We start from the raw sequence: 26,953 nt of genomic DNA on the forward strand, positions 1-26,953 counted from the left end.
GAAGGGCGCTCCCGCGCGATGAACCTCCACGAAGTCCGCGTCCACAAGTCCGAGGAGAACCTCCCCCGCGAGGGCCAGCTGGCCTGGAAGATCGCCGAGGTCGCCGCCGACCCCGTGGCCGTGACCCCCGAGGTCACCGACATGGTGATCAACCGCATCATCGACAACGCGGCCGTCGCCGTCGCGAGCATCACCCGCGGCCCCGGCGTCGCCGCCCGAGCTCAAGCGCTCGACCACCCCTACGAGCACGGCCCGAGCGAGGCGCTCGGCCGGCACGGCGCCTCGGTCTTCGGCGTCACCGGCGGCTACAGCCCCGAGTGGGCCGCGTGGGCCAACGGTGTGGCCGTGCGCGAGCTCGACTACCACGACACCTTCCTCGCGGCGGAGTACTCGCACCCGGGCGACAACATCCCGCCCATCCTCGCCGTGGCCCAGCACGTGGGCTGCACGGGAGCGCAGCTCGTGCGCGGCATCGCGACCGGCTACGAGATCCAGGTCGACCTCGTGAAGGCGATCAGCCTGCACAAGCACAAGATCGACCACGTGGCCCACCTCGGCCCGTCGGCCGCCGCCGGCATCGGCACCCTGCTCGGCCTCGACGCCGAGACGATCTTCCAGGCGGTAGGCCAGGCCCTGCACACCACCACCGCCACCCGGCAGTCCCGCAAGGGCGAGATCTCGACCTGGAAGGCGCACGCCCCCGCCTTCGCCGGCAAGATGGCCGTCGAGGCCGTCGACCGGGCGCTCCGCGGCCAGACGAGCCCCACGCCCATCTACGAGGGCGAGGACGGCGTGATCGCCTGGCTGCTCGACGGCCCCGACGCCCGGTACGAGGTGCCGCTGCCGGCGAAGGGCGAGGCCAAGCGCGCCATCCTCGACACCTACACGAAGGAGCACTCGGCCGAGTACCAGGCGCAGGCCTGGATCGACCTCGCCCGGAAGCTCCACCGCGAGCACCCCGAGCTCGCCGACCCGGCCTACGTCGGCAGCATCACGATCCACACGAGCCACCACACCCACTACGTGATCGGCTCGGGCGCGAACGACCCGCAGAAGTACGACCCCACCGCGAGCCGCGAGACCCTCGACCACTCCATCCCCTACATCTTCACGGTGGCGCTGCAGGACGGCGCGTGGCACCACGTCGACTCCTACGCCCCCGAGCGCGCCGGCCGCCCCGACACGGTCGAGCTCTGGAACAAGGTGCGCACCCTCGAGGACTCCGAGTGGACCCGCCGCTACCACTCCGAGGATCCGGCCGAGAAGGCGTTCGGCGGCCGCGTCGAGATCATCCTGCACGACGGCTCCACCATCACCGACGAGATCGCGGTGGCGGATGCGCATCCGCTCGGCGCTCGGCCGTTCGCGCGTGCCGACTACGTGCAGAAGTTCCGCACTCTCGCCGAGGGCGTGATCGAGGAGGCCGAGATCGTGCGCTTCCTCGAGCTCGTCGAGCGCCTGCCCGAACTCACCGTCGACGAGGTGCGCGAGCTCACCGTCGTGGCCCGCCCCGGCCTCCTCGAGGCGCTTCCGCTCCCGAAGGGACTCTTCTGATGCTGTACCCGGCGACGTCGATGTGCACCACTCGCGAAGCTCGAAAGACAGGACTCGTCTGATGCTCTACTCCACCGTTCCGGCGCACGAGAAGCGCGCCGCCTTCCGGGCCGCCCTGAACAGCGGCGAGCTGCAGCGGATGCCCGGCGCGTTCAACCCGCTGAGCGCCCGCCTGATCGAGGAGAAGGGCTTCGAGGGCGTCTACATCTCGGGCGCCGTCATCGCGGCCGACCTCGGCTTCCCCGACATCGGCCTCACGACCCTCAGTGAGGTCGCAGCCCGAGGCGGCCAGATCTCGCGGATGACGAACCTGCCCACGCTGATCGACGCCGACACGGGCTTCGGCGAGCCGATGAACGTGGCCCGCACCGTGCAAACGCTCGAAGACGCGGGAGTCTCCGGCCTCCACATCGAGGACCAGGTGAACCCCAAGCGCTGCGGCCACCTCGACGGCAAGGCCGTGGTCGACGCCGACACTGCGGTGAAGCGCATCCGGGCCGCCGTGGATGCACGGCGCGACCCGAACCTGCTCATCATGGCGCGCACCGACATCCGCGCGAACGACGGTCTGGGTGCAGCGATCGACCGCGCCCAGCAGCTCGTCGACGCCGGGGCCGACGCGATCTTCCCCGAGGCGATGGCCGACCTCTCCGAGTTCGAGGCCGTGCGGAAGGCCGTCGACGTGCCGATCCTCGCGAACATGACCGAGTTCGGCAAGAGCGAGCTGTTCACGAACCAGCAGCTGGCCGACGTGGGCATCAACCTCGTGATCTACCCCGTGTCGCTCCTGCGCATCGCCATGGGTGCCGCCGAGCGCGGGCTCGACGCACTCGTCGCCGAAGGTTCACTGAAGAGCGAGGTCGCGGGCATGCAGACCCGTGCGAGGCTCTATGAACTGCTCGACTACCCCTCGTACAACTCGTTCGACACATCCGTGTTCAACTTCGACGTCCCCACCGCTCGCTGAGGAGTGCTGACATGACCGAACCGTCCGACATCAAGAAGGGCCTCGCGGGGGTGGTGGTCGACTACACCGCCGTCTCGAAGGTCAACCCCGAGACCAACTCGCTGCTCTACCGCGGCTACCCCGTGCAGGAGCTCGCGGCCTCGTGCTCGTTCGAACAGGTCGCCTACCTGCTCTGGAACGGCGAGCTGCCGAGCGCTCCCGAGCTCGAGGCCTTCGAGCAGCTCGAGCGCTCGCAGCGCGCCCTCGACCCGGCGGTCAAGCGCGTGATCGACGAGCTGCCTCTCACGGCGCATCCGATGGACGTGGTGCGCACCGCCGTGAGCGTCATCGGCGCCCTCGACCCCGAGTGGGAGGACTCGAGCCCCGCCGGCACCCTCGCCAAGTCGGTCGCGCTGCTGGCGAAGCTCCCCGCGATCGTCTCCTACGACCAGCGCCGGCGCCGCGGTCAGGATGTCGTGGAGCCGGATGCCTCGCTCGGCTACTCCGCGAACTTCCTGCGCATGACCTTCGGCGAGGTGCCGAGCGACGTGGTCGTGAAGGCCTTCGACGTGTCGATGATCCTCTACGCCGAGCACTCCTTCAACGCCTCCACCTTCACGGCGCGCGTGGTGACCTCCACGCTCTCGGATCTGTACTCCGCGGTCGTCGCGGGCATCGGCGCCCTCAAGGGTCCGCTGCACGGCGGTGCGAACGAGGCCGTCATGCACATCTTCGACGAGATCGGATCGGCCGACGCGGCAGAGGGCTGGCTCGAGGATGCGCTCGCGAACAAGAAGAAGATCATGGGCTTCGGCCACCGGGTCTACAAGAACGGCGACTCGCGCGTGCCCACCATGAAGGCCTCGCTCGACACCCTGATCGAGGAGTACGACCGGCCCGACCTGCTCGCGCTCTACGACGCGCTGAACGACGCGATGCAGTCGCGGAAGGCCATCCAGCCGAACCTCGATTACCCGTCGGGGCCGGCCTACCACCTCATGGGGTTCGACACCGAGCTGTTCACGCCGCTGTTCGTGGCGTCGCGCATCACGGGCTGGACCGCGCACATCCGCGAGCAGCTCGCGTCGAACGCGCTCATCCGGCCGCTCTCGGAGTACAACGGGCCGGACGAGCGCCATGTCGGCTGACGGCGCTGAGGCTGCCGGCGGCACCGGCCCGCTCGACCCCGCCGCGCTCGACCCCGCCGCGCTCGATCCCACTGACCTCGAGCGGCTCGAGCGCGCCATCGAGCTCGCGCGGGCGGCCAGGGAGCGGGGCGACCACCCGTTCGGCGCGCTGCTCGTGGCGGCCGACGGCACCGTGGTCGAGGCCCTGAACACCGTGCACACCGGTCACGACCCGATCGGCCACGCCGAGACCAACCTCGTGCGCGACTCCGGGCAGCGCCTCGAGATGGCCGAGCTCGCCACGAGCACGCTCTACACGAGCACCGAGCCGTGCGCCATGTGCACGGGCGCCATCTACTGGGCGGGCATCCCGCGCGTGGTCTTCGCGCTCTCGGAGGCCGACCTCCGCGGTCTCGTCTCCGAGCAGTCGGGCGTGCCGACGCTGTCGCTGCCGAGCCGCGAGGTCTTCGCGCGAGGCGGACGGCCCGTGGAGGTCGTGGGCCCGGTGGCGCTGCCGGCCGCGGCCGAGGTGCACCGGGGGTTCTGGGACTAGCGCTGCCCGGGCACGGCGTCGCGGATGCGGCCCCAGGTGCCGCCCTCGTCCATGTGCTCCACACCGATCAGGTGGTCGAAGATGATGTTCGTCTGGGTGGAGGCGACCGAGGTGTCGAGACTCAGCTCGGTCGCCACGAAGTCGCGCAGCTGTCCGGTGGACGAGCAGGCGACGTGGATGAGGAAGTCGTCGGCACCGCCCAGGAAGAAGACGTTGAGCACGTTCGGCAGTGTGATCACGCGCTGCGCGTAGGTCTTGATCTGCGCGCGGGCCTGGGCCTTCAGCCGCACGGCCACGATCGCCTCGATCGGCAGCCCCATCGACGCCCAGTCCGGCTGCGCGTGGAACGACCTCAGCGCCCCGCTGGCCTGCAGGGCGCGCACGCGCATGAGGCACGTCGACGGCGCGATCCCCACGCGCTCGGCGAGCTCCTTGTTGGGCAGCCTCCCCTCGCGGCAGAGCTCCCAGACGATCCGCTCGTCGATTTCATCGATCGTGCCCATGTGCGCTTTCTCCAGAATCCTTATGCGCCGTTCAGCACACCTGCCGAATTATATTCGGACTTGATGACAGCATCCGGAATCGCTTCCATAATTCTGAGGACACACGACGTGGAGGAGATCACGTGATCATCGGAGTCCCGAAAGAGATCAAGAACAACGAGTTCCGGGTGGCGATGACGCCCTCCGGCGTGTTCGAGCTGGTGCGGCACGGCCACACCGTGATGGTGGAGGCCCAGGCGGGCACGGGTGCCGCCATCGCCGACGCCGAGTACGAGGCCGCAGGGGCCACGATCGTCGACGTCGACACCGTCTGGGGTTCCGAGATGATCGTCAAGGTCAAGGAGCCGATCGCTCCGGAGTACGGCCGCCTCCGCGAGGGCCAGCTCCTCTTCACCTACCTGCACCTCGCCGCGGCCGAGCCGCTCGTCGAGGCGCTGCTGGCCTCGAAGGCCACCTCCATCGCCTACGAGACCGTGCAGCTGGCGGACGGATCGCTGCCGCTGCTCGCCCCCATGAGCGAGGTCGCCGGGCGCCTCTCGGTGCTCGTCGGCGGCTACCACCTGATGGGCTCCCAGGGCGGCCGCGGCGTGCTGCTCGGCGGCGTGCCCGGCGTGCGGCCCGCGAAGGTCACCGTGATCGGCGGCGGCATGGCCGGCGAGAACGCCGTGCAGCAGGCCGTGGCGGCGGGCGCCGACGTGACCGTGCTCGACCTCAGCATCCCGCGCCTCCGCCACCTCGACGAGGTCTACGCCGGCCGCGTGAAGACCGTCGTGTCGAACGCCTTCGAGCTCGAGCTGAGCGTGCTCGAGGCCGACCTCGTGATCGGCGCGGTGCTCGTGCCGGGTGCCGCGGCCCCCAAGCTCGTCTCGCACGACCTGGTCTCGCGGATGAAGCCGGGCTCGGTGCTCGTCGACATCGCCATCGACCAGGGCGGCTGCTTCGAGGACTCGCGCCCCACCACGCACGACGACCCCACGTATCCGGTCGAGAACTCGATCTTCTACTGCGTGGCGAACATGCCGGGGGCCGTGTCCTCCACCTCCACCTCGGCGCTCACGAACGCCACGCTGCCGTACGTGGTGCAGCTGGCGAACCTCGGCTGGCGCGCGGCCGTGGCGAAGAACCGCGCCCTCGTGCCCGCGGTGTCGACCGTCGACGGGCAGCTCACCCATGCGGGCACGGCCGAGGCCTTCCCGCGCTTCGGCTTCACCGAGCTCGCGTCGCTGTGACAGCGCGACACGCGTAATACGCCTGTAACGCACGACGGGCATACTGGAGGTGCAACGTAAGCCGTTGCGGGCCCACCGGGCCACAAGATCTCGGTGGTGTGTGAGGGATGTCGGTGTCCCCGCCTCAGGCCTGCGATGCATCGTGCGGTCCGCGGCAGCTCCGGCTCTCCTCATTTCCTGACAACCGGTATGAAGTGAGAAGCATGGCACTCAAAGCAACGATCGTGGTGGGCAACCCCAAGCCGAGGTCGCGCACCCTCAAGGTGGCCGAGACCCTCGTGGAGAAGCTGCTGGTCGAGGGCTCCTACGAGCTCGAGGTGATCGATCTGGCCGACCACACGGCCGAGATCTTCGCCTGGCCCTCGGAGGAGATGGCGGCTCTGAACGCACGGGTCGCCGAGAGCGACCTCGCGGTGTTCGCGTCGCCCACCTACAAGGCGACCTACACGGGGCTGCTCAAGGCGTTCCTCGATCGCTACCCGGCGAACGGACTCTCGGGGGTGACGGCCATCCCGGTGCTCACCGGGGCCGACCTCACCCACTCGATGGGCCCCACCGTGAACCTCGCACCGCTGCTCGTCGAGCTCGGCGCCACGGTTCCCGGCCGCGGGTTCTACTTCGTGGCGGGCCAGATGGACCGCCTCGACGAGATCGTGGAGACCGCCGCCCAGGAGTACATCGCCAACCTCGGTCGCCTGGCCGCGGTGGCGGGTGCCACCCGCTCCCTCACTCCCGCATCCGCGCCGGTCTCGTAACCGCATCTGGAGCTGACCATGACACTCACCCCTGAAACCCCCGACCTCGTCTCCGGGCCCGCGTTCGACCCGCGCGTGTTCCGCGACACCCTGGGGCACTACGCCTCGGGCATCACCATCATCAGCGGGATCGACGAGGAGGGCCCGATCGGGTTCACCTGCCAGTCGTTCTACTCGGTCTCGACCGAGCCCCCGCTGGTGTCGTTCAGCGTGATGACGAACTCCACCACCTACCCGCGGGTGCGGGAGACCGGGAAGTTCGTCGTCAACGTGCTGGCCCACGACCAGCACACCGTCTCGAACCAGTTCGCGCGCAAGGGCACCGACAAGTGGGCGGGCATCGACTGGACGCCGACCGCGGCCGGCAACCCCGTGATCGCCGACACCCTGATGTGGCTCGACTGCGACATCTGGGCCGAGCACGAGGCGGGCGACCACTACATCGTCATCGGCCGCGTCAACGAGATGAGCCCGGCCTCCTGGCACAAGGAGGAGCCCCTGCTCTACTTCAAGGGCCAGTACCGCCACCTGCGCGACCTCGACGCCCTCGCGGGCTGACCCTCTGCCGAAACGTCACTTTCCACGCATCCCGAGCGATCTTCGCGTGGAAAGTGACGTCTCGGCTGTGGGGAGGTGGGAGGGGGGTCAGTCGAGCAGCGCGCGGATGTCGTCGGCCGTGAGCGCCGCGTCGAAGCCGGCGTCGTCGAGCACGGCGTCGAACAGCTTCGCCTTGTGGCGCTTCAGCTCCATCACCTTCTCCTCGATGGTGCCGGTGGCCACGAGCCGGTAGACGTTCACGGGCTTCGTCTGCCCGATCCGGTGCGTGCGGTCGACGGCCTGGGCCTCACTGGCCGGGTTCCACCACGGGTCGAGCAGGAACACGTAGTCGGCCTCCGTGAGCGTGAGCCCGAAGCCACCGGCCTTGAGGCTGATCAGGAACACGGGTGCGTCTCCGCCGCGGAAGCGCTCGACGACCTCGGGACGGTTGCGGGTGGAGCCGTCGAGGTGCTCGAACGCGATCCCCTCGGCCTCCAGCCGGTCGGCGACCTTCGCGAGGTAACTCGTGAACTGACTGAACACGAGCGCGCGGTGGCCCTCGGCCGCGAGCTCGCCGAGCTGCTCCACGAGCACGTCGAGCTTCGACGACGGGATGCCGGCGTGCGCCGGGTCGATGAGCGTCGCATCCAGGCTCAGCAGGCGCAGCAGGGTGAGCGAGCGGAACACGATGAAGCGGTTGCGGTCGAGATCCTCGATCAGGCCGAAGAGCTTCTGCCGCTCGCGCTGCAGCACTGTGTCGTAGAGGTGGCGGTGCGCGGGAGCGAGCTCGACCTGCAGCACCTGCTCCTGGCGGGGCGGCAGCTCGGGCGCCACCGACTCCTTGGTGCGCCGCAGCAGGAACGGGCGGATGCGACGGCGCAGCGTCTCGAGGGCCCGCGCGTCGAGTCCCCGCTCGATGGGGCGCTGGAACGTCTCCGCGAAGCGCGTGGGGGAGGGGAAGAGGCCGGGGGCGGTGAGGTCGAACAGTGCCCAGAGCTCCATCAGGCCGTTCTCGAGGGGTGTGCCCGTGACGGCGAGGGTGAACTCCACGTCGAGCTCCCGGGCGGCGGCGTGCAGGCGCGAGCGGTGGTTCTTCACGAACTGCGCCTCGTCGAGCACGAGGCCCGCCCACGCCGTGCGGCGGTAGGCGTCGGCGTCGAGGCGGAAGAGGGCGTAGCTCGTGATCACGAGGTCGGCACCCCGGGCGGCGTCGGCCACCGTCCGGTCGGATGCGGCCTCGGTGGCGGCGACCGTGCGCACGACGAGGCCGGGGGTGAAGCGGGCGGCCTCGTCGGCCCAGGTGGCGACCACGGAGGTGGGGGCCACCACGAGGAAGGGCGGGGGAGCGGCTTGCTGCTCCTGCACCTGCTGCTCACGCGCGTGCGCGATCAGCGCCAGGGTCTGCAGGGTCTTGCCGAGGCCCATGTCGTCGGCCAGCACCCCGCCCAGCCGGTGGCGCCAGAGGAAGGCCAGCCAGTCGAATCCGCTCTTCTGGTAGGGGCGGAGCTCCGCCGCGACCCCCGCCGGCAGGGCGGTCGCCGGCACGTGCTCCACGTCGCGGAGGCCCTCGACGGCCTCGCGCCAGGTCACCGCCTCGACGCTCTCGTCAGCGAGGTCGTCGAACTCGGCCCAGAGTGACAGCTGGTGCCGGGCGATCCGCACCCCGGTCTCCCACTCGTCGAGCGTGCCGGCCTCCTCGAGCAGCTCCTTCAGCCGGTCGAAGGCGGGGTGGTCGAGCGAGAGATAGGTCCGGTCGACCATGAGCATCTTTTTCGAGCCCTTCGAGAGCGCCTTGAAGAGCGGGCCGAACGGGATGCTGTAGCCGCCGAGGTTCACCACGATGCCGAGGTCGAACCAGTCCCGCTTGAGGGTCTCGACGGTCGTGAGGGTGACCTCCGGATGCCCGGTGAGCTCGCGGTAGACCGGGCGCGGCCCGATCACCTCGACCCGTACGCCCTCGAGGGCGTCGAGCATCGGCAGGGCCTTCTCCGCGAAGGCGGCGGCGTCGACACCGCGGAGGGTGACCGTCGCGAGCTCGTGGGTGAGGGGTGGGAGGGGCGTGGAGAAGCGGGTGAGCACGGCGTCGAGCTCGATCACGGTGTACTCCACGATGGTGCGCTCGGCCTCGGGGTCGCGCACGCCGAGCCACTCCCAGTCGAGCTGCAGCAGGTCGTCGGCCCGGAAGCGTGCCGTGAGCAGGAGCTCGGGCGGGGGCACCTCGGGGAACGACACCGAGCCGTCGGCCGAGTCGATCTCGACGCCGTGGCGGAGGGTGGGGAAGTACTCGTCGAAGAACTGCCTCGTCTCGGCTGGTGGGATCTCGAGCGGCGCGCGCCCGAGCAGGGCGAGCTGCTCGGGCGAGAGCGGATGCGGCGAGCCTTCGCGGAGGGCCGGGCCGAGCACCACCGTGGCGCGCCGGCCGGGGGCGGCGAGGCGGTAGGCGTAGAGGCCGTGGGTTGCGGTGGCGCCGGTCGAGCGGGGGTCGTGCGCCGCCTGGTCGGTTCGGCCGACATCGAAGGCGACCACGGTCTCGAGGTGGAGCGTGCCGTCGGGGCCCCGACGGGCATCCAGGCCCACGGTGGCGCCGCGGGCCAGCGTGACGACACCGTGGCGGGCGGAGGTGACGAGCTGGATGCCGAGGCGCCCGGCCTCGTCGAGCAGCTGCCAGAGCAGGGGGCTCGTGAAGTCGTCGAGGGCGAGCCAGTCGGTCTCGGGGGCGGTGAGGCCCGTGCGGGTGGCGCGGTGCAGGGCGGCGAACTGGGCGAACCAGCGGTGGTGCTCGGGGTCGAGGTTGAGGCGGTTGACCTGGTGGGTGAACGAGCCCCAGGTCACGTTGGCCTTCACGAAGGCGCCGGACGACGAGCGGATGACGGGGCGCACGGCGAGGCGGCGGGTGCCCGGCTCGGTGGGGTTGGCGTCGCTGTAGCTTTCGCCGGAGCTGTCGTCGCCGTCGTTGTCACCGCTCGCGGTCGCGGTCTTCGAGGTGGGGCCGCGCCAGCGGTCGTGGGTGCGCGGGGTGAGCTCGCGCACCTCGAACTGCAGGCCCATCGGGGTGGTGGGCTCGGCGGGGCCGGGCGCGGCGCTCACGACCTCGCCCATCACCGCCTGCCAGCTGCTGCCCACCATGCCTCCATGCTCCCATCCGCCACCGACGGCGCCGTCCGTGCCGTCGACGACCGCGACGCCCCTCCGCGTCGAGGGTGCCTCGACTTGGAGGTGCGTCGATGTGCGTGCTAGGCTCTGATGTTCGTGCGGAGAAGTCATCCGCACCATGCGCCCTTAGCTCAGCTGGATAGAGCGTCTGACTACGGATCAGAAGGCCAGGGGTTCGAATCCCTTAGGGCGCACCAGAGAACACCACGAAACTCCCTCGCCGCATCACGCGGCGGGGGAGTTCTTCGTTTCAGCCGGAGCGCCGCTCTCGACCACCTCGGGGAGCTCCCGGGTGAGCACGAGCACGATGTCCTGCACCTTCCAGTCGATGTCGATGCAGGCCTCTCGGGCCTCCTCGAGGGTGTCGAGCGAGGGGGTCTCGCCGTCGACCGGCACCACGAAGGCCTCGATGTGGAAGACGTGCCCCTCGTCGCGCACCCGGCAGCCCGCCTCGGCCACCCAGGGCAGGCCGCGCAGGTACTCGTCGACCTGGGCGGCCACGGGGTGCGGCTTCTTGTCGTCGAAGGTCGTCGCACGCGCGTCCATGAGATCGGTGACCGCGGCGCGGAGGTTGCGCAGGCCGTCCCAGAGGATGCTGCCCGCGATGAACAGCGCCGCCGTGGAGTCGAGCCACCAGAGGCCGAGCCCGATCCCCGTGACCCCCACGATCGAGCCGACCGCCGTCATCCAGTCGGCCTTGTTCATGTCGGCGTCGGCGTAGAGCACCTTGTTGTGCAGCTCCCGGGCGAGCTTGAGCTTGGCCCGCCCGATGAACACCGGCGGCAGGGCGATCACCGCCATCACCCCGATCATCAGCCAGCCGAGCCAGACCGAGGTGCCGAACAGCTCGACCGTGCCGATCGTCGGATGCTCCGCCGCGATGAGTCCGGATGCGGAGTCGACGATGAGGTAGGTGCCCATCGTGCCGAGCGCCACCGCCGCCACGAGGTGACCGACCCCCACCGAGCGGTGGTAGCCGTAAGGATGCCGCTTCGTGGGCAGGCGGCGGTTGATGCGCACGGCCACGAGGAAAGCGATGGGTGGGATGAACGAGAGCAGGTCCTCGATCCAGGCGGCCTTCATGGCCTGCGAGTTGCCGAGCACGAGGAAGACGAGGGTGACCGTCACCGCGAGGAACGCGATCGTGATCCACTCGAGCCGGATCGCGCGGTGCAGCACCTCCACCTGCCGCTCCGGGAGCTCGGTGTGGCCGAAGCGCACGGTCTCGCGCGTCATCGTGCGGCCTCGCCGCTCTGCGCCCTGCCGTACTCGGTGAGGAACGTCTCGAGCTCGGTGAGGAAGGCGTTCTCGCCGATCGGCACGAGCATCACGAGCTTCTGCGGGCTGCCGTCGGGCGAGGTGGTCTCGGCGTAGGGGCGCGTGACGCCCGCCTTGTCGATCCAGGGCGTCGCATCCGTGAGCCCGGCGGCCACGAGATCGAGGTCGCCCGCCTCGAGACCGCGCACGAGGGCCTCCTCCGAGGAGACCGTCCACTCCACCTCGGCGCCGATCGAGTCGGCGAAGGCCTCGATGGCCTCGACCTCGCTGCCGGAGAGATCGCTGCCGGTGGGGGCGGAGGCCCCGGGCTCGACCACCACGAACTCGCCGTGCGGCGAGACGCCCGCCCGCAGCACGCCGTCGCGGGCCTCATCGAGCGTGCCGTCGGGATCGCTCGGGATGCTGATGCCGCAGCCGGCCAGGGTCAGCGCGAGGAGGCCGATGACGGCCGCTCGGAACGGTGTCGTGGTGCGCACGCTGGGGAGCCTACGCCGGGTCGCGCAGGGCGGCGGGGCGTTGACGACACGAGGTCGTTGTGCCCTCGCCGGGCGCGGCGGCTCAGACCGGGGTCGAGGCGAAGCCGAGCCAGGTGTGACGGTTGCCGTCCCAGCACCAGCCCACCTTGGGGGCTCCGCGGCGGCGGCGGCCGTCGCGACCGCTGCCGCCCGAGATCCAGATGGCGGGGGTGCGGGTGTCGAGGCCGTCGGCGATCCGCTTCCGCGATCCAATGGTCATGAAGCAGTGGCCGGGCTCGAGCAGGTCGGGCTGCTGCAGCAGCCAGCTGAGCCCCTCGTTGATGGTGAGGGGCCGGCGGCCGCGGGCGCGGAGCTCGGGCAGCGCCTCGTTCGGGGAGCGGTTCGCGAGGTCGTCGCCGCGCTCGATGCCGTGCACGAGGTAGAGGGGCTGCGCGGGCAGCTCGAGCTCGTCGAGGGGCATGAAGTCGTCGAGGTCGGTCATGTCGGCCACCACGAAGCCGCGCTTGCCGCCGCGGCTGAGGAGCGGCGCGAGGGCCGAGGGCGGCGCGATGCAGGGGTTCACGACGAGGATCGAGTCGGGGCGCGCGCGGAGCTTGCCGGCGTAGCTGCGGAGCTCCTCGGGGCTGATGCCCGCGGCCTCGGGGAGGCCCAGCTCGATGAGGCGCGCGAGCTGTTCGGAGATGGTGGGGGTGCGGGTCGTGGCGTCGGTCGTGAAGGTCAGGGACATGGTGGTGCCTCTCGTGCCGGATGAACAGCCCAACGCCGAGGGGGCACCCGGTATTCCGGTTCAGAACCGCGCCCGAGGCTAGGCGCCCGAGCCGCCCGGGCCCGCCGTGTCGGAGGAGCCGCGCGCGGCCTCCCTCGCGGCTGTGGCACCCGTGGGGCCCGTGCCGCCGGTGCCGTCGGCGTCGGGGTTCGGGTTGTCGGCGTGCTCGTCGGCGGAGGACTCGGGCTCGAGGCCCTCACCGGCGACCGTCATCGCGTCGGGGTCGTCCGGATCGGCCACCCGCTGCTCGTAGGTCTGCTCGTCGCGGTTCGGATCGGTGGGCTGCTCGAGCACGTCCGCGTCGTCCGCCGTGTCGTGGGGTGCGCCGGCATCCTGGACTGCACTGTCATCCGGGACTGCTTTGGCATCGTGGGCTGCCGCGTTCATGGGTCTCCGTTCGTCGGCGTGAGGTCGTGAGCGCGAGCCTACGACGGCAGGTCGCGGTCGCCCAGCGGATCGGGAACGGCCGGCCCGGCTCCGGGCACTACCCCCTCAACAGGGGTGGCCCCCTAGGATCGATATGTGTTGATCGACGGCGGTGACGAGGGCCTCGCCGTCGACGGGTCCGACCCCGGCCCCGTTCTCGAAGCGGCCATGCGGGCCGAGGACTGGCCACTGGCCATCCGGTTGCTCGACGAGCACTGGTCGCTCCTCATCTCCACCCAGCCGGCCCTGCTCCGCGAGACGGTGCCGCGCCTCCCCCCGCACGTGCTCACCGAGCACCCGCGTCTGGTGCTCGCCGTGGAGTACCTGCGGCGGCTCTCGAACGACCGCACCACCACCCGCTTCCGCGGCTCGGCACCGCCTGCCGCACCCGTGAGCCTCATGGACACGCTCGCTCAGCTCACCAGCCACGCCGCGGTCGCGAGGGCCGACGGGCGGATCGCCGAGGCCGTGGCCGCCGTCGACGAGGCCAGGTCGATCCTCGACGACAGCAACGCGAAGGCACGCGACCAGCTCGCGCAGGGGCTGCCCGACCTCGAGCTCCAGTGGGGGCTCGTGTGGGAGTACGCGGGAGACGCCGACCGCGCGGTGCAGGAGTACGTCGACTGCTTCGACGCCGCCCTGGTGGTCGGCAACACGATGATCGGCACCACCGCCGCCGCGTCCGCCGCATGGATCCACGCGCTCGCAGGCCGAGGGATCCAGGCCAGACACTGGCTCGACCGCGTGGTCGACGACGAGGGCCAGTGGTGGTACCGCCGGGCCGTCATCCCGGCCCAGCTCGCCAGGACCCTGCTGCTCGTCGACGAGTTCCGCTTCGACGAGGCCCGCGCGGTGCTCGCCGAGGTCGACCTCAAGGAGTACCCGGAGCGCTGGCCGTTCCAGAAGCTCCTCGCGGCCACGACCGCCACCGACCCCCTCGCGGCCTTCGAGCTCCTCACCCAGATCGACACGTCGTCGGCGGGCCTGCCCGGCAGGGTGATGAAGGAGGGCACGACGGGAGCGGTGGTGGCCATCGCGCGCTCGTTCCTGCTCGCCACCTCGGGGCACGCCGTCGAGTCGCGTGCGGCGCTGATGGCTCCCGACGCGGATCGCGGCACCCTCGCCGGCCAGATCCTGATCTGCCTGCGCGCGGCCTCGGAGGCGCGCCTCGGCAACCACGCCACGGCGGCGCGCGCGGTCTCGCCGCTGCACGGCCGCTCCATCTCCTCCCCGCACGACCGTCGCGGTGCTCGCGATCCTCGCGGCCCACGAGCTCCACGAGGGCGACGAGCAGCAGGCCGGCGAACGGTTCGCCATGGCGGCGACCCTCGCCACCTCCAACCGCTCCTTCTACGCGCTCGGCATCCTGCCCGGAGACGACCTCGCGAGGCTCGCCGCGCTCGCGCCCGACACCCTCCCCGCGCCGGTGCTCGCCACGCTGCGGGCGCTCGCCCCGGCAGCCGATGTCGACCCCTTCGCACGGTTGAGCAGCAAGGAGCGTGAGGTGCTCGCCACCGTGCTGGCGCTCGACAGCGTCGCGCGAGCGGCCGAGCGCCTCTTCGTCTCGACCAACACCGTGAAGACCCAGTTGCAGAGCATCTACCGCAAGACGGGGGTCAACTCCCGGGCCGAGCTCAGTGAACTCGCCACCCGCCACGGGTTGCATCCGGGACCGGAGTGACCCGGGGAGCGCCGTGGTCGCGGGCTGCGCTCAGAGCGCCTCGACGTAGAGCCAGCGGCCGTCCTCCCGCACGAAGCGGCTGCGCTCGCGCACCTCGCCGCCGGGCTTGAAGCGGGCGCTGAACTCCACGACCCCCTCGGTGTCGAGCACACCGCCCGCGCTCCGGCCGAGGATGTCGAGGCGGTACCAGCGCACGTCGTCGTCGAGCTCGAGCGTGGCCGGGCGGGTGCTCGGATGCCAGCTCGCCAGCAGGTAGGCCGCGTCGCCCACCGCGAAGGCCGAGTAGCGCGAGCGCATGAGACGCTCGGCCGTGGGCGCTGTCGCCTCGCCCCGGTGGTAGGGCGCGCAGCACTCGCCGTAGGGCGATCCGCTCAGGCACGGGCACCGCGCGGAGTCGGCGATCGTCGTCATGCGCCCATTATCGAGCCTAGGCTTGGCGCGTGGTGCAGACGGTGGCCGAGGCGGCGAGCACGGGGACGCTCGAGCGGCCGGACGGCGTGCGCATCGCGTGGGAGTCCCGGCAGCCGGCGAGCGAGGCCCCGGCATCCGGGCCCACGGTGCTGCTCGTGCACGGCTTCGCCTCGAGCCGCTCGGGCAACTGGCTGCGCACGCGCTGGGCCGAGCCGCTCACCGAGGCGGGGTTCCGGGTGCTCACCCTCGACCTGCGCGGCCACGGCGAGAGCTCGAAGCCGCGGGCGCTCGCCGCCTACGCGCTGCCCCGCTTCCGCGACGACCTGCTCGCCGTGCTCGATGCCGCCGGAGCGCCCTCGGCACACGTCATCGGCTACTCGCTCGGCGCGCGCCTGGCCTGGGATCTCGCCCTCCGCCATCCGCACCGCGTGCTCTCGCTCGTGCTCGGCGGCGCTCCCGTGCAGGGCTCGTTCGCCGGCTTCGACCACGCGGCGGCGCTCGCGGCGCTGTCGGGGCCCGCGGATGCCGGCGCGCTCGATCCGGAGACCGCACGCTACATGCGCATGGCCACCACGGTGGCCGGCAACGACCCGCACGCGCTCCTGCGCCTCGCCGAGGCCGTGCGCCGGAGCCCGTTCGTGCCGGAGGCCCGCGTTCCCGCCCAGCCGATGCTGTTCGTCACGGGCGCCGACGACGACATCGCGCCCGCGGTGCGCGACCTCGCGGGGCGGCTCCCGCAGGCCACGGCGCTCGAGCTCCCCGGCCGCGACCACGTGAGCGCCGTCACCTCGCGGGTGTTCAAGCAGGCGGCGGTGGAGTTCCTGCAGGCTCGGTCGCGGTAGCGCCGGCAGCACCAGCGCCAGTACCGGTGCCAGTGCCGGCAGCCCGTCGCTTGACCCGGCGCTGCACGACCTGAACAGGCCCGAGCAGCACGAGGAGGAAGAGCGAGTACAGCCCGAGATCCGGCACGATCTGCGAGATGATGAGCGACGTCGTGAGCATGGCGAGCGCGATCAGCGCCGGCACCATCGTGAGGGTGCCCCGCACCTCGGGCGCCTGCAGCTCAGGGTGCCGGATGACGATCCACTGCGACAGGCACGCCGTGGCGCTCGTGAGCACCATCGTGCCGATGTAGAGGAGCACGGTGGCCTGCGAGGTGTTGCCTCCCTGCGCCATGAGCTCGGTGGGGAACGGCAGGAACACGATCGTGAGCAGCCAGAACAGGTTCACCCAGAGCAGGGCTGTGTTGTAGCCGATGTACTGCTCGAACGAGCGGTGGTGGGCCAGCCAGAACCGGCCGATCACCGCGAAGCTGATGACGAAGACCAGGAGGCTCGCGCCGTCGCGCTCGATCAGCTCGCCGAGGTCGACCGTCGCCAGATCCTTCGCGCTGTCGACGAGGGGAAGGATGAGCAGTGTGATCGCGATCGCGACGACGGCGTCGCTGAAGTTGACCAGCCGGTCGAATCCGCGCTCCGTGTGCATCTGCCCATTATCGCGAGGCGCACGGGAATGCCCGAGCACCTCGACGTGTTGCACGCTAAAGTATTTAGCAGGGGGTAACCATTTCAGACCGCAGCAGAGATGACAGCAGCAGCGAGCACCGCACGATAGAGCTCGGTGTCGAGACCGCAGCCACACCCTGGCTGACGGATGCGCAGCGAGCGCGCCTGCGCCGCCCCATCAGCCAGCGCGGCGTGGTCTTCACCCTCGCCTTCACGGGTCTCGTCACGGCGTTCATGATGACGCTGCTGACCCCGCTCGTGCCCTCGCTCCCCGGCATCCTGAACGTCTCGGCCGAGGACTCGCAGTGGGCGGTCACGGTCACCCTGCTCGCGGCGGCTGTCGCCACGCCCATCGCCGGCCGGCTCGGCGATCTCTACGGCAAGCGCCGCATGGTGCTCCTCCTCCTCGTCCTCGTGCTCGCGGGCTCGGTGGTCGCCTTCTTCGCCGACGGGCTGCTCCCGCTGATCGTGGGCCGCGCGCTCCAGGGCGCCGGCATCGGCGTGATCCCGCTCGGCATCAGCATCCTCCGCGACGTGCTGCACCGCGATCGCCTCGGTGGCGCCGTGGCCCTCGTGAGCGCCACCCTCGGGGTGGGCGGCGCGGTCGGCCTGCCGGTGGCGGCCGCCATCTCGCAGTACCTCGACTGGCACTTCCTGTTCGTGCTCTCGGGCCTCCTCGCCGCCGTGGGCTTCGTGCTCGTGCTCGTCTTCATCCCGGTCAGCACCCTTCGCGCCTCGGGCAGCTTCGACGTGCTGGGCGCGATCGGTCTCGGCGTGGCGCTCGTGGGCATCCTCCTCGGCATCTCGAAGGGCAACAGCTGGGGCTGGGACAGCCCGCTGACGCTCGGCTGCCTCGGCGGCGGTCTCCTGGTGCTGATCCTCTGGGGCGTGTTCGAGCGACGCATCGCGAGCCCCCTGATCGACCTGCGGGTCGCCGCGCGGCGCACGGTGCTGCTCACCAACCTCGCGTCGGTGACCGTGGGCTTCGCGTTCTTCGCGAGCACCGTGGTGCTGCCGCAGCTGCTCGAGGCGCCGCCCGAGACCGGGGTGGGGCTCGGTCAGCCGATGCTCGTGGCGAGCCTCTGCCTCATGCCCTCGGGCCTCGTGATGTGGGCGATGTCGCCCCTCGCCACGCGCCTCACCCGCGCTCGCGGCGCCCGCACGAGTCTCGTGCTCGGCATCGCGGTGATCGCCGTGGCCTACCTCATCGCGGTCTTCCTGATGACCGAGATCTGGCACATGGTGCTCATCGCCACGGCCGTCGGAGCCGGTGTCGGCTTCGCCTACGCGGCCATGCCGACGCTCATCATGGCGGCCGTGCCCGCCACCGAGACCGCCGCGTCGAACAGCCTCAACTCCGTCATGCGCACGCTCGGCTCCACGCTCGCGAGCGCCGTGCTCGGGGTCGTGCTCGCCTCGCACCTGATCGGTTCGGGGGAGACCGCCACACCGAGCTCGCAGGGGTTCCAGCTCGCGTTCATCATCTCGGGGGCCGCGGCCGTGGCGGGTGTGCTGATCGCCGTGTTCATCCCGCGCCATCACCGCGCCTACACGAAGGCGAGCATCCCGGATGCGGACGACACCCGGGCCGCCGACCTCTCGAAGGCCGTCGACCGCTAGGTCGCCGCTGGACCGGCGCTAGATCGCCGCTGGGCCGGCGCTAGATCGCCGCGATCCGCCAGGAGGCGGTGGTGCTGCCGCCGACCGGGATGACGATGAGGTCGAGACCCGAGTTGAACGCATCCGGTGCGCACGTCATCGGCTCCACCGCGAGCCCGAGGCGGGGCCGCACGGGATCGGAGTCGGCGGTGTGGATCTGCACCCAGCCGCACTCGCGGCCGAAGGTCACCTGCACGCCCGTGCCACCCGGATCCGTCACCGTCACCGTCGCCGTGCCCTCGGCGTCCCGGCCCCGGTCGAGCCCGGAGAAGGCGTGGTCGATGGCGGTGTCGCCGAGCGGGCGCGGCTTGCGGAAGTCGAAGGCGCCGCCCTCGTCGACCTCCACGCTCGTGACCTGGATCGGGACGAGGCGGTCGGGCGTCACGGAGAGCACGTCGTCGGCGGGCAGCGACAGGGTCCACTCCTCGAGCGGAGCGGGGCCGGCCACGAGGTACGGATGCGGACCGGTGCCGTACGGGGCGGGCTCCCGGCCGGTGTTCGTGGCCGTCACGGTCTGCTGCAGGCCGTCGTCGTCGAGGCGGTAGGTCACCTCGAGCGCGATCCGGTGCGGGTAGCCGGCCTGTGCCGGGACGACGGCGGCGAAGACGACCTCGTCGACCTCGCGGCGCACGACCTCGTAGTCGAGCCAGCAGGCCAGCCCGTGCAGCGCGTGCCCGCGGTCGGGCTCGGTGATCGAGAGCTGCCGCTCGGCGCCCGCGAAGGAGTAGCGACCGTCGACCACGCGGTTCGGCCACGGCGCGAGGGTGACGCCGCGGTAGGCGGGGCGCACCTCGTCGGCGTCGAACGGCACCACCAGGTCGCGGGCCTCGTGCTGCAGCACGCGCAGGGTCGCGCCGACGCTCGCGAGCGAGGCGCGGTAGGCGCCGTGCTCGAGGTCGACTCGGGTGCCGGAGAGGGGGTGGGCGGATGCGGTCACGTCGGCTCCTTCGGGGGCGGTTCGCCTCCACGCTAGCGGCTCGGCGCGCGGCTCCGAGCCGTCGGAGGGCCTTCGCGGTACCCTGAAGATGTCCTGGACGCCGCAGAGAGAAGGAAATCCTCATGACCGACGAGAACAAGCCCCCGGTTCCGCCGCAGTCCTCCCCGCCGCCCGCCGCGCCTCAGTACCAGGCCGCGCCGCCGGTGGGCCAGAACGGTCAGTACGGCCAGCAGCAGCAGCCCTACGGCCAGGGTGGGCAGGGCGGCCAGCAGGGCTACGGCCAGCCCGCCACCGTGCCGGGCAAGACGCTCGGCCTCGTCGGCATGATCATCTCGATCGCGTCGTTCTTCATCGTGCCGTTCATCGGCCACATCGCCGGCATCATCGTGAGCGCCATCGCCCGGTCGCAGTCGAAGAAGGCGGGCGTCGAGAAGAACACCCCCGCCACGGTCGGCATCGTGCTCGGCGTGATCGGCGTCGTGCTCAGCATCATCGGCATCATCATCTTCATCGTGGTGATCGCCGCCGTGGTCGGCCAGTGCGGCGACCTCGGCCCCGGCACCCACGTCATCGACGGAGTCACCTACACCTGCGGCTGATAGCGCATCCCGCCGTCCGGGCCCGCATCCCGCGTCACATTCAGACGCACGGATGCGGGCCCGAACTATTGTGGAACGAGTACGCCCACCACTCGAGAAGGATCCGCTCCCATGGCAGCTCGCATCTACGACGACGTCACCGCTCTGGTCGGCCGCACGCCCCTCGTGCGCATCAACCGCCTCGCCGAGGGGATCGATGCCACGGTGCTCGGCAAGCTCGAGTTCTACAACCCCGCCAACAGCGTGAAAGACCGCATCGGCGTGGCCATCATCGACGCGGCCGAGAAGGCCGGGGCGCTGAAGCCGGGCGGCACCATCGTGGAGGGCACGAGCGGCAACACCGGCATCGCGCTCGCGATGGTGGGTGCGGCCCGGGGCTACAAGGTCATCCTCACGATGCCCGAGACGGCATCGGCCGAGCGCCGCGTGGTGATGCGCGCCTACGGCGCCGAGCTCGTGCTGACCCCGGGCTCCGAGGGCATCAAGGGCGCCCTGGCCAAGGCCGATGAGATCGTGGCCACGACCCCCGGCGCCATCCTCGCCCGGCAGTTCGAGAACGAGGCGAACCCGGCCGTGCACCGCGCCACGACGGCCGAGGAGATATGGGCAGACACCGACGGCGCGGTCGACATCTTCGTGGCCGGCATCGGCACGGGCGGCACCATCACGGGTGTCGGCCAGGTGCTGAAGGAGCGGAAGCCGGGCGTGCAGATCGTCGGCGTCGAGCCGCTCGACTCGCCGCTGCTCACCCAGGGGGTCGCCGGGCCCCACAAGATCCAGGGCATCGGCGCCAACATCGTGCCGCCCATCCTCGACCGCGAGGTCTACGACGAGATCATCGACGTGAGCCTCGACGACTCGCTCGACACCGCGCGTCGTCTCGCGAGCGAGGAGGGCATCATGGCCGGGATCTCCTCCGGCGCCATCCTGTGGGCCGCCCTCGAGGTCGCCAAGCGCCCGGAGAACGCCGGCAAGACCGTCGTCGCCGTGGTCTGCGACCTGGGCGAGCGCTACATCTCGACCCCGCTCTGGGCGGGGCTCGCCGACTGAGCCGGCGCGGCTGTGCAGGCGGTGAGCGCGTGAGTGCGGTGCGACGGGTTCTCCGGCGCGTGCGTGAAGACGTGCGTGCCGCCCACGAGCACGACCCCGCCGCCCGCAGCTCCCTCGAGATCGTGCTCGGCTACCCGGGCGTGCACGCGGTCTGGGTGCACCGGATCGCCCACCGCTGGTGGCGGAGCCCCGGTCTCGCGCTGCCTGCACGGCTGCTCTCGCAGTTCGCCAGGTTCCTCACGGGAGTCGAGATCCATCCCGGTGCCCGGATCGGCCGCCGCCTCTTCATCGACCACGGCATGGGCGTCGTGATCGGCGAGACCGCGGTCATCGGCGACGACGTCATGCTCTACCACGGTGTCACCCTCGGGGGCCGGAGCACCCGGCGCGAGAAGCGGCATCCGACGCTCGGCGACCGCGTGGTCGTGGGAGCCGGCGCCACCATCCTCGGCCCCGTCGTGATCGGGGCCGACGCGAGCGTGGGCGCCGGTGCGGTCGTGGTGAAGGATGCGCGCCCCGGCGCGGTGCTCGTCGGCATCCCCGCGCGGGACATCACCCACCTTCCCGCGCACCGTGCTGAAGCGGGCCGTGCCGAGGCGGGCCCAGCCGAGTCCGGCCCGGAATCGCTGCCGTCTCGCCACGAGTCCCTCACCGATCCGGCCTTCTACCTGGATCCGGCGATCTACATCTGACGCGCGTAGGTAGTCGGGTAGGTACATTGCCGGTAGATGACGGGTACCTGGCAAGAGCCTGTGTGACCCAAACGGGGGTGGGGGCTCCCTTCGTACCCCCTGCATGCCGATCGAGACCTCGCGACTGTCGCGCCTGACCTCCCTCGCCCGCCAGGTGGTGTCGTTCGGCGCCGTCGGCGGCCTCGCCTTCGTCGTGGACATCTCCGTCTACAACGTGCTTCGGGCCGGAGCCCTCGAGGGCTCCCCGATCTGGTCGAAGGTCGTCTCGGTGGCCGTCGCCACCGTCGTGGCCTGGCTCGGCAACCGCTACCTCACGTTCTGGGGCGAACGAGCGCAGGGCGCCGTGGCCTGGCGCGAGGGCCTGCTGTTCGCCGCCATGAACGTCGTCGGCCTCCTCATCGCCGCCGCCTGCCTCGTGGTCTCGCACTACGTTCTGGGCTTCACCTCGCAGCTGGCCGACAACATCTCCGGCAACGTCGTCGGACTCGTGCTCGGCACCGCCTTCCGCTTCTTCGCCTACCGCCGGTTCGTCTTCAGCGCGAACCGGCTTCGTCTCACCGTTCCTCTGCCCGCCCAGCGCACCACGACGATCTGATCCGGAGGCCTCTGTTGCACCTGAACGTGAATCCCGCGCCCGAGCCGTTGCTCACTCCCGCCCCCCTTCCCCAGCCCGACCAGCAGCTCGTGCCCAATCGGGGCACGGGAGCGGGCACCGATGTCACGAGCACGCTGAACGACGGCCTCGGCTGGTCGGTCGGCGAGTGGATCGGCTACTCCAGCCTCATGCTCGTGGCCGTGCTGCTCACGATCATCGCCGCTACGACGCTCTGGTGGATGCTGCACGCCTGGCGCTCGAGCGCGAGCCTCGCGAAGACCCAGTTCACCGCGAACCCGCGCCCCGCCGCCCACTCCTTCACCCTGCTGGTACCCGGCCGGCACGAGGAGGAGGTGCTGGGCGACACCCTCGACCGCCTCGCCCAGCAGGATCACCCCGACTTCGAGATCGTGGCGATCGTCGGGCATGACGACCCCGGCACCGAGGCGGTGGCCCGTGCCGCCGCCGATCGGCACCCAGATCTCATTCGCGTGGTCGTCGATCACAGCGTGCCGAAGAACAAGCCGAAGGCGCTCAACACCGCGCTGAAGACGGCCCGCGGCGACATCGTCGGCGTGTTCGACGCCGAGGACGAGGTGCACCCGCACCTGCTCACCGTGGTCGACTCCAAGTTCCAGGAGACCGACGCCGACGTGGTGCAGGGCGGCGTGCAGCTCATGAACTTCCAGTCGAGCTGGTGGTCGCTTCGCAACGTGCTCGAGTACTACTTCTGGTTCCGCTCGCGCCTGCACTTCCACGCCAAGTCGCGCTTCATCCCGCTCGGCGGCAACACCGTCTTCGTCACGAAGGAACGCCTCGACTGGTCTGAGGGCTGGGACGCCGAGTGCCTCGCCGAAGACTGCGAACTCGGCGTGCGGCTCTCGAGCGACAACGCCAAGGTCGTGGTGGCCTACAACCCCGAGTACGTCACCCGCGAGGAGACTCCGCCCACCCTGAAGTCGCTCTACAAGCAGCGCACGCGCTGGAACCAGGGCTTCCTGCAGGTGCTCGGCAAGGGGGAGTGGAAGAAGCTCCCGATGCTGAAGCAGCGCATGTTCGCACGCTATCTGCTCGCGATGCCGTTCCTGCAGGCGGCCACAGGCATCCTCATCCCCATCTCGCTCATGCTCATCCTTTTCGTGAAGGTGCCCACCGTGGTGGCGCTCGTGACGTTCCTGCCGCTCCTGCCCACGATCGTGACCCTCGCGGTCGAGATCACCGGGCTCGCGGAGTTCGGCCGCTCGTACGAGCAGAAGGTGCGGGTGCGCGACTACGCCAAGCTCGTGCTCGGCATGTTCCCGTTCCAGGTGTTCCTGGCGCTCGCCGCCATCCGCTCGGTGGTGCGCCAGGTGCGCGGCATCAACGCCTGGGAGAAGACGGAGCACACGGGGCAGCACCGGGAGGCGCAGGAGTCGCAGGGCTCTCCGGCGGCGGTTGCGGGTTCGGCCCCCCGGATGCTCGAACCGGTCCTCCAGGGGTCGGGAGGCCGCTCATGACCGCCGTGATCGATCGGCCCGAGGCCCGGACCGACCCTCCCGAGGCGAGCGCCGCCACGCGTCGCCCGACCCGTCGCGGCCCCGGCCCCCGTGCGCGCAGCCTGCTGTGGTTCGTGCCGGCCTTCGCGCTCGGGCTCGTGGCCCAGATCGTGAATCTCGGCGGATCACCCCAGCGGATCGACGACGAGGGCACGTACACGGCCCAGGCCTGGGCGATCGAGAAGCTCGGCGAGCTCGCACACTACACGTTCTGGTACGACCACCCGCCGGTGGGCTGGATCCAGATCGCCGGCTGGACGCAGCTCACGGGCGCGTTCGAGCGCCACGACGTGAGCGTGCTCGCCGCCCGCGAGTTCATGGTGGTCGTCACCATGGCCGCGGCGGCCCTGCTCTGGGTGCTCGCCCGGCGGCTGCGCTTCGGCCGCCCCGCTGCGGCGGCCGCGATGCTGCTGTTCACGCTCTCGCCGCTCGCCCTGCAGTTCCACCGCTCGGTGTACCTCGACAACATCGCCACCGTGTGGCTGCTCGCCGCCTTCGTGCTCGCGCTCAGCCGGCGCAGGCAGCTCGCCGCCTTCATCGGCGCCTCGGCCGCCTTCGGCATCGCGGTGCTCTCCAAGGAGACCTTCCTGCTGGCCCTGCCGGTCCTGGCCTGGCTGATGTGGCGGAACGCGCATCCGTCGACCCGGCGCTACACCCTCGCGGTGGCCGCGAGCGTGCTCGTGCTGATCGGCGGCGGCTACATCCTCCTCGCGCTGGTGAAGGGAGAGCTGACACCGGGGCCGGACCGCGTGAGCCTCCTCGACGGCGTCACCTTCCAGCTGGGCTCGAGGGAGTCCAGCGGCTCGCTCGGCGACCCCGAGAGCCTCGTGAGCAAGACGTTCGGCATGTGGTGGCAGCTCGACCCGGTGGGGATCGTCGCGGCCGGCGTCGCGGCGCTCGGCGCCCTCTTCGTGCGGCGGCTCCGGCCGTTCGCGATCGCCCTGCTGCTGCTCACCGCGTTCCTCTTCCGTCCGGGTGGCTACGTGCCGGTGCCCTACGTGATCATGCTCATCCCGTTCGCCGCGCTGCTCATCCCCGGTGTCGTGCAGTCGGCGGTGGGGGGCATCCGACGCAGGAGCGGTCACCGCGCCGGCCAGGGCGGCTGGAGTGTCTCCGGTGGCGCCGTGCGCCGCAGCACCGGCGTGTTCGTCCTGATCGGGGCGGTGGCCGGTGCGGCCGTGGCTGCCCCTCTCTGGGCCACCCAGCTCCGAGGCTTCCTGCTCGCCGACCTCGACGAGCCGATGCGTGATGCGCAGGCCTGGGTGGAGCAGAACGTGCCGCAGGACTCCCGGTTGATCGTGGACGACGCCATGTGGGTCGACCTCGTGGAGGCGGGCTTCGAGCGCGACAACGTGATCTGGTACTACAAGCTCGACACCGACCCCGCCGTGCAGGCTCAGTCGCCGAACGGCTGGCGCGACTCCGACTACGTCATCACGACCGACTCGATGCGCACCTTCCCCAACACCGGCGACGGCGTCAACCAGGCCATCGGCAACTCGGTCGCGGTGGCCTCGTTCGGCACCGGCAATCAGCAGGTCGACATCCGCCGGATCGACCCTGACGGAATCGAGCAGGCCGAGGCGGATGCGCAGCAGGGCTTCGCCGACCGCGCCTCGGCCGGTGCGCAGCTCGCGGCCAACCCCGCGCTCGAGCTCGATCAGGAGTCGCGCGACCTGCTCACCGGTGGCCGCGTCGACTCGCGCATCATCCTCGCGCTCGGCCAGCTCACGGGCTCTGCCGCGGGCTCCGACGGTGTGACCGTGGCCGGCTTCCCGGCGGTCACGGGCGAAACCGACTCGGCGCGCCGCCAGGTGCTGCTCGAATCCGTCTCGGGCGAGGCGGAGCGCGCCGAGCTCGTCGAGTGGTTCTCCGCTCTCGGCTCGCCGGTGTCGCCCACCAGCGCGGTGGCCACGACCGACGGCGTGCTCGTGACCTTCCCGGTCGGCGAGCCCGAGGGGCTGCTGCCGCGGGTCGAGCAATGAGCGCGGCGCACCTCTCCCTCTCTTCCCTCCCTCATCACGACACCGATCCCCTCAGGAAAGGAACCACCATGAGAAACAGCACCAGCACCGCACACCGCATCGCGAAGGTCTCGGTCGCGCTCGCCACCACGCTCTCGTTCGCCGGCCTGGGGGTGGTGGGCGCCTCCACGGCCTCCGCCGACGAAACGGGCCAGGGCTGGGTGCGCGTGGCGCACCTCTCGCCCGACACCAAGTCGGTCGACGTGAAGCTCACGGCGCTCGCCGGTGGCGGCGTGGTCTCCGAGCTCGACGGCGTCGCCTACGGCGCGGTCTCGGACTACATCGACGTGCCGCAGGGCACCTACGTGGTGTCGATGGTGCCGGCCGGGTCGCCGGATTCGACCACACCCGTCATCCAGCAGTCCGTCGACATCGTGAGCGGCGAACCCGTCACCGTGGCCGCTTATGGCAAGAACGCCGACCTCGCCACGACCGTCTTCCCCGACGACCTCACACCGCCGGCCGACGGCGAGGCGCGTGTGCGCGTCATCCAGGCCTCCACCACGGCCGAGTCGGTCGACATCGCCACGAGCACCGGGACGCCGATCACGGCGGGAGCCGAGCAGGGCACGGCCACGAACTACGCGAGCGTGGCGGCCGGGCCGTGGACCCTCGACGTGACGGGCGAACGCGTCGGCAGCGGATCGGCCACCACCACGCAGGCCGACATCGATCTGGCCTCCGGCTCGGTCGCCACCCTGTTCGTGCTCGACGACTCCACGGGCGGCGTGACCGTCAAGCCCGTGATCGACTCGGCGAGCGTGGGCGACCTGCCCACCGGCGGCATCCAGACCGGCGGCGGCGCCACCGCCGCCGAGCACATCGGAGCGGCGCAGGTCGACGCATCGGAGGGCTTGGCGTCGGGGCTCGGGATCGCGATGCTCGCGGCCCTGCCGCTCGCGGGTGCTCTGGCCCTCGTGATCGTGCGCCGAACCGCTCGGGCGGAGGCTCGCTGATGCGCC

27 protein-coding genes and 1 tRNA gene are annotated in these 26,953 nt (G+C 70.9%); 19 read left to right on the plus strand and 9 right to left on the minus strand.

Annotated features, from left to right (window positions below):
* The first annotated feature begins 18 nt into the window (after nucleotides 1-18).
* The 4 genes from Q0D57_RS12400 to Q0D57_RS12415 all read left to right on the plus strand — a co-directional run bounded on the left by Q0D57_RS12400 (nucleotide 19) and on the right by Q0D57_RS12415 (nucleotide 4,180).
* Nucleotides 19-1,554 (plus strand): MmgE/PrpD family protein, encoded by a 1,536-nt coding sequence (locus Q0D57_RS12400; RefSeq protein WP_291044211.1) that lies wholly within the window; start codon nucleotides 19-21, stop codon nucleotides 1,552-1,554.
* Nucleotides 1,555-1,615: 61 nt separating this feature from the next.
* Complete coding sequence (gene prpB / locus Q0D57_RS12405) at nucleotides 1,616-2,521, plus strand: methylisocitrate lyase (protein WP_291044115.1); 906 nt, start codon at nucleotides 1,616-1,618, stop codon at nucleotides 2,519-2,521.
* Nucleotides 2,522-2,532: 11 nt separating this feature from the next.
* A complete protein-coding gene (locus Q0D57_RS12410; RefSeq protein WP_291044120.1) occupies nucleotides 2,533-3,648 on the plus strand; it encodes a bifunctional 2-methylcitrate synthase/citrate synthase in 1,116 nt (371 codons plus the stop codon).
* Nucleotides 3,638-4,180, plus strand: a complete 543-nt coding sequence (locus tag Q0D57_RS12415) for a nucleoside deaminase (protein ID WP_291044122.1) — start codon at nucleotides 3,638-3,640, stop codon at nucleotides 4,178-4,180. The genes Q0D57_RS12410 and Q0D57_RS12415 overlap by 11 nt, the downstream gene beginning before the upstream one ends.
* Here the strand turns inward: Q0D57_RS12415 and Q0D57_RS12420 are convergent.
* Nucleotides 4,177-4,683, minus strand: coding sequence for an Lrp/AsnC family transcriptional regulator (locus tag Q0D57_RS12420; protein WP_291044128.1), 507 nt, complete (start codon nucleotides 4,681-4,683; stop codon nucleotides 4,177-4,179). The two genes, Q0D57_RS12415 and Q0D57_RS12420, sit on opposite strands and share 4 nt — an antisense overlap.
* A gap of 122 nt (nucleotides 4,684-4,805) precedes the next feature.
* Between Q0D57_RS12420 and ald the strand changes: the two genes are divergently transcribed.
* The 3 genes from ald (at nucleotide 4,806) to Q0D57_RS12435 (ending at nucleotide 7,225) form a co-directional block, all read left to right on the plus strand.
* Entirely contained in the window at nucleotides 4,806-5,912 is a 1,107-nt protein-coding gene (gene ald / locus Q0D57_RS12425) for an alanine dehydrogenase (protein ID WP_291044134.1), read from the plus strand.
* Nucleotides 5,913-6,115: 203 nt separating this feature from the next.
* On the plus strand, nucleotides 6,116-6,667 hold the full coding sequence (locus tag Q0D57_RS12430) for an NAD(P)H-dependent oxidoreductase (RefSeq protein ID WP_291044137.1): 552 nt from the start codon (nucleotides 6,116-6,118) through the stop codon (nucleotides 6,665-6,667).
* A gap of 18 nt (nucleotides 6,668-6,685) precedes the next feature.
* A complete protein-coding gene (locus Q0D57_RS12435) occupies nucleotides 6,686-7,225 on the plus strand; it encodes a flavin reductase family protein (protein ID WP_291044140.1) in 540 nt (179 codons plus the stop codon).
* 87 nt (nucleotides 7,226-7,312) lie between these two features.
* Here Q0D57_RS12435 and Q0D57_RS12440 read toward each other — a convergent pair whose 3' ends face one another.
* On the minus strand, nucleotides 7,313-10,330 hold the full coding sequence (locus Q0D57_RS12440; RefSeq protein WP_291044147.1) for a DEAD/DEAH box helicase: 3,018 nt from the start codon (nucleotides 10,328-10,330) through the stop codon (nucleotides 7,313-7,315).
* Nucleotides 10,331-10,477: 147 nt separating this feature from the next.
* On the opposite strand from Q0D57_RS12440, the gene Q0D57_RS12445 reads away from it, so the two are divergent.
* Nucleotides 10,478-10,554: transfer RNA gene (locus Q0D57_RS12445), tRNA-Arg, on the plus strand.
* 28 nt (nucleotides 10,555-10,582) lie between these two features.
* On the opposite strand, the gene Q0D57_RS12450 is transcribed toward Q0D57_RS12445, so the two are convergent.
* From Q0D57_RS12450 to Q0D57_RS12465, 4 genes are all read right to left on the minus strand, one after another.
* Nucleotides 10,583-11,593 (minus strand): cation diffusion facilitator family transporter, encoded by a 1,011-nt coding sequence (locus Q0D57_RS12450; protein ID WP_291044150.1) that lies wholly within the window; start codon nucleotides 11,591-11,593, stop codon nucleotides 10,583-10,585.
* Complete coding sequence (locus tag Q0D57_RS12455; RefSeq protein ID WP_291044153.1) at nucleotides 11,590-12,111, minus strand: transporter substrate-binding domain-containing protein; 522 nt, start codon at nucleotides 12,109-12,111, stop codon at nucleotides 11,590-11,592. Before Q0D57_RS12455 ends, Q0D57_RS12450 begins: the two co-directional genes overlap by 4 nt.
* Before the next feature lie 82 nt (nucleotides 12,112-12,193).
* Nucleotides 12,194-12,838, minus strand: coding sequence for a DUF5701 family protein (locus Q0D57_RS12460; RefSeq protein WP_291044157.1), 645 nt, complete (start codon nucleotides 12,836-12,838; stop codon nucleotides 12,194-12,196).
* Nucleotides 12,839-12,916: 78 nt separating this feature from the next.
* Nucleotides 12,917-13,264, minus strand: a complete 348-nt coding sequence (locus Q0D57_RS12465) for a hypothetical protein (RefSeq protein WP_291044160.1) — start codon at nucleotides 13,262-13,264, stop codon at nucleotides 12,917-12,919.
* 135 nt (nucleotides 13,265-13,399) lie between these two features.
* Between Q0D57_RS12465 and Q0D57_RS12470 the strand changes: the two genes are divergently transcribed.
* The gene (locus tag Q0D57_RS12470; protein WP_291044166.1) at nucleotides 13,400-14,806 is read left to right on the plus strand and encodes a hypothetical protein; all 1,407 of its coding nucleotides are present in this window, start codon (nucleotides 13,400-13,402) and stop codon (nucleotides 14,804-14,806) included.
* A gap of 1 nt (nucleotide 14,807) precedes the next feature.
* Nucleotides 14,808-14,984, plus strand: coding sequence for a LuxR C-terminal-related transcriptional regulator (locus tag Q0D57_RS12475; protein ID WP_291044169.1), 177 nt, complete (start codon nucleotides 14,808-14,810; stop codon nucleotides 14,982-14,984).
* Between the two features lie 30 nt (nucleotides 14,985-15,014).
* Here the strand turns inward: Q0D57_RS12475 and Q0D57_RS12480 are convergent, their stop codons facing one another.
* Entirely contained in the window at nucleotides 15,015-15,395 is a 381-nt protein-coding gene (locus tag Q0D57_RS12480) for a YchJ family protein (RefSeq protein ID WP_291044172.1), read from the minus strand.
* Between the two features lie 29 nt (nucleotides 15,396-15,424).
* On the opposite strand from Q0D57_RS12480, the gene Q0D57_RS12485 reads away from it, so the two are divergent.
* Nucleotides 15,425-16,237 (plus strand): alpha/beta hydrolase, encoded by an 813-nt coding sequence (locus Q0D57_RS12485; RefSeq protein ID WP_291044175.1) that lies wholly within the window; start codon nucleotides 15,425-15,427, stop codon nucleotides 16,235-16,237.
* On the opposite strand, the gene Q0D57_RS12490 is transcribed toward Q0D57_RS12485, so the two are convergent.
* Nucleotides 16,194-16,880: a TMEM175 family protein gene (locus Q0D57_RS12490; protein WP_291044178.1), complete on the minus strand. Its 687-nt coding sequence runs from the start codon at nucleotides 16,878-16,880 to the stop codon at nucleotides 16,194-16,196. The two genes, Q0D57_RS12485 and Q0D57_RS12490, sit on opposite strands and share 44 nt — an antisense overlap.
* Nucleotides 16,881-17,092: 212 nt before the next feature.
* Between Q0D57_RS12490 and Q0D57_RS12495 the strand changes: the two genes are divergently transcribed.
* Nucleotides 17,093-18,520 (plus strand): MFS transporter, encoded by a 1,428-nt coding sequence (locus Q0D57_RS12495; protein ID WP_291044181.1) that lies wholly within the window; start codon nucleotides 17,093-17,095, stop codon nucleotides 18,518-18,520.
* A gap of 40 nt (nucleotides 18,521-18,560) precedes the next feature.
* On the opposite strand, the gene Q0D57_RS12500 is transcribed toward Q0D57_RS12495, so the two are convergent.
* Nucleotides 18,561-19,496, minus strand: a complete 936-nt coding sequence (locus tag Q0D57_RS12500; RefSeq protein WP_291044184.1) for an aldose 1-epimerase family protein — start codon at nucleotides 19,494-19,496, stop codon at nucleotides 18,561-18,563.
* Between the two features lie 122 nt (nucleotides 19,497-19,618).
* Between Q0D57_RS12500 and Q0D57_RS12505 the strand changes: the two genes are divergently transcribed.
* The 7 genes from Q0D57_RS12505 (at nucleotide 19,619) to Q0D57_RS12535 (ending at nucleotide 26,947) form a co-directional block, all read left to right on the plus strand.
* Complete coding sequence (locus tag Q0D57_RS12505) at nucleotides 19,619-20,095, plus strand: DUF4190 domain-containing protein (protein ID WP_291044187.1); 477 nt, start codon at nucleotides 19,619-19,621, stop codon at nucleotides 20,093-20,095.
* 111 nt (nucleotides 20,096-20,206) lie between these two features.
* Complete coding sequence (gene cysK / locus Q0D57_RS12510) at nucleotides 20,207-21,145, plus strand: cysteine synthase A (RefSeq protein ID WP_291044190.1); 939 nt, start codon at nucleotides 20,207-20,209, stop codon at nucleotides 21,143-21,145.
* 29 nt (nucleotides 21,146-21,174) lie between these two features.
* Entirely contained in the window at nucleotides 21,175-21,837 is a 663-nt protein-coding gene (gene epsC, locus Q0D57_RS12515; protein ID WP_291044194.1) for a serine O-acetyltransferase EpsC, read from the plus strand.
* 103 nt (nucleotides 21,838-21,940) lie between these two features.
* On the plus strand, nucleotides 21,941-22,432 hold the full coding sequence (locus tag Q0D57_RS12520; RefSeq protein ID WP_291044197.1) for a GtrA family protein: 492 nt from the start codon (nucleotides 21,941-21,943) through the stop codon (nucleotides 22,430-22,432).
* Between the two features lie 26 nt (nucleotides 22,433-22,458).
* Nucleotides 22,459-23,928 (plus strand): glycosyltransferase family 2 protein, encoded by a 1,470-nt coding sequence (locus Q0D57_RS12525; RefSeq protein ID WP_291044200.1) that lies wholly within the window; start codon nucleotides 22,459-22,461, stop codon nucleotides 23,926-23,928.
* A complete protein-coding gene (locus Q0D57_RS12530; RefSeq protein WP_291044203.1) occupies nucleotides 23,925-25,952 on the plus strand; it encodes a glycosyltransferase family 39 protein in 2,028 nt (675 codons plus the stop codon). The genes Q0D57_RS12525 and Q0D57_RS12530 overlap by 4 nt, the downstream gene beginning before the upstream one ends.
* A gap of 68 nt (nucleotides 25,953-26,020) precedes the next feature.
* Nucleotides 26,021-26,947, plus strand: coding sequence for a DUF4397 domain-containing protein (locus tag Q0D57_RS12535; RefSeq protein WP_291044208.1), 927 nt, complete (start codon nucleotides 26,021-26,023; stop codon nucleotides 26,945-26,947).
* Nucleotides 26,948-26,953: the final 6 nt, after the last annotated feature.

It is taken from the genome of Herbiconiux sp., assembly GCF_023264895.1.
In the GTDB taxonomy this organism is placed as follows: domain Bacteria; phylum Actinomycetota; class Actinomycetes; order Actinomycetales; family Microbacteriaceae; genus Herbiconiux.

Bases quoted from the DNA above. Each gene is read 5' to 3' on its own strand.
- Q0D57_RS12400 (WP_291044211.1), top strand. From the start codon at position 19: ATGAACCTCCACGAAGTCCGCGTCCACAAGTCCGAGGAGAACCTCCCC.
- prpB (WP_291044115.1), top strand. From the start codon at position 1,616: ATGCTCTACTCCACCGTTCCGGCGCACGAGAAGCGCGCCGCCTTCCGG.
- Q0D57_RS12410 (WP_291044120.1), top strand. From the start codon at position 2,533: ATGACCGAACCGTCCGACATCAAGAAGGGCCTCGCGGGGGTGGTGGTC.
- Q0D57_RS12415 (WP_291044122.1), top strand. From the start codon at position 3,638: ATGTCGGCTGACGGCGCTGAGGCTGCCGGCGGCACCGGCCCGCTCGAC.
- Q0D57_RS12420 (WP_291044128.1), bottom strand. From the start codon at position 4,683: ATGGGCACGATCGATGAAATCGACGAGCGGATCGTCTGGGAGCTCTGC.
- Q0D57_RS12430 (WP_291044137.1), top strand. From the start codon at position 6,116: ATGGCACTCAAAGCAACGATCGTGGTGGGCAACCCCAAGCCGAGGTCG.
- Q0D57_RS12435 (WP_291044140.1), top strand. From the start codon at position 6,686: ATGACACTCACCCCTGAAACCCCCGACCTCGTCTCCGGGCCCGCGTTC.
- Q0D57_RS12440 (WP_291044147.1), bottom strand. From the start codon at position 10,330: ATGGTGGGCAGCAGCTGGCAGGCGGTGATGGGCGAGGTCGTGAGCGCC.
- Q0D57_RS12450 (WP_291044150.1), bottom strand. From the start codon at position 11,593: ATGACGCGCGAGACCGTGCGCTTCGGCCACACCGAGCTCCCGGAGCGG.
- Q0D57_RS12460 (WP_291044157.1), bottom strand. From the start codon at position 12,838: ATGTCCCTGACCTTCACGACCGACGCCACGACCCGCACCCCCACCATC.
- Q0D57_RS12465 (WP_291044160.1), bottom strand. From the start codon at position 13,264: ATGAACGCGGCAGCCCACGATGCCAAAGCAGTCCCGGATGACAGTGCA.
- Q0D57_RS12480 (WP_291044172.1), bottom strand. From the start codon at position 15,395: ATGACGACGATCGCCGACTCCGCGCGGTGCCCGTGCCTGAGCGGATCG.
- Q0D57_RS12490 (WP_291044178.1), bottom strand. From the start codon at position 16,880: ATGCACACGGAGCGCGGATTCGACCGGCTGGTCAACTTCAGCGACGCC.
- Q0D57_RS12505 (WP_291044187.1), top strand. From the start codon at position 19,619: ATGACCGACGAGAACAAGCCCCCGGTTCCGCCGCAGTCCTCCCCGCCG.
- cysK (WP_291044190.1), top strand. From the start codon at position 20,207: ATGGCAGCTCGCATCTACGACGACGTCACCGCTCTGGTCGGCCGCACG.
- Q0D57_RS12520 (WP_291044197.1), top strand. From the start codon at position 21,941: ATGCCGATCGAGACCTCGCGACTGTCGCGCCTGACCTCCCTCGCCCGC.
- Q0D57_RS12530 (WP_291044203.1), top strand. From the start codon at position 23,925: ATGACCGCCGTGATCGATCGGCCCGAGGCCCGGACCGACCCTCCCGAG.
- Q0D57_RS12535 (WP_291044208.1), top strand. From the start codon at position 26,021: ATGAGAAACAGCACCAGCACCGCACACCGCATCGCGAAGGTCTCGGTC.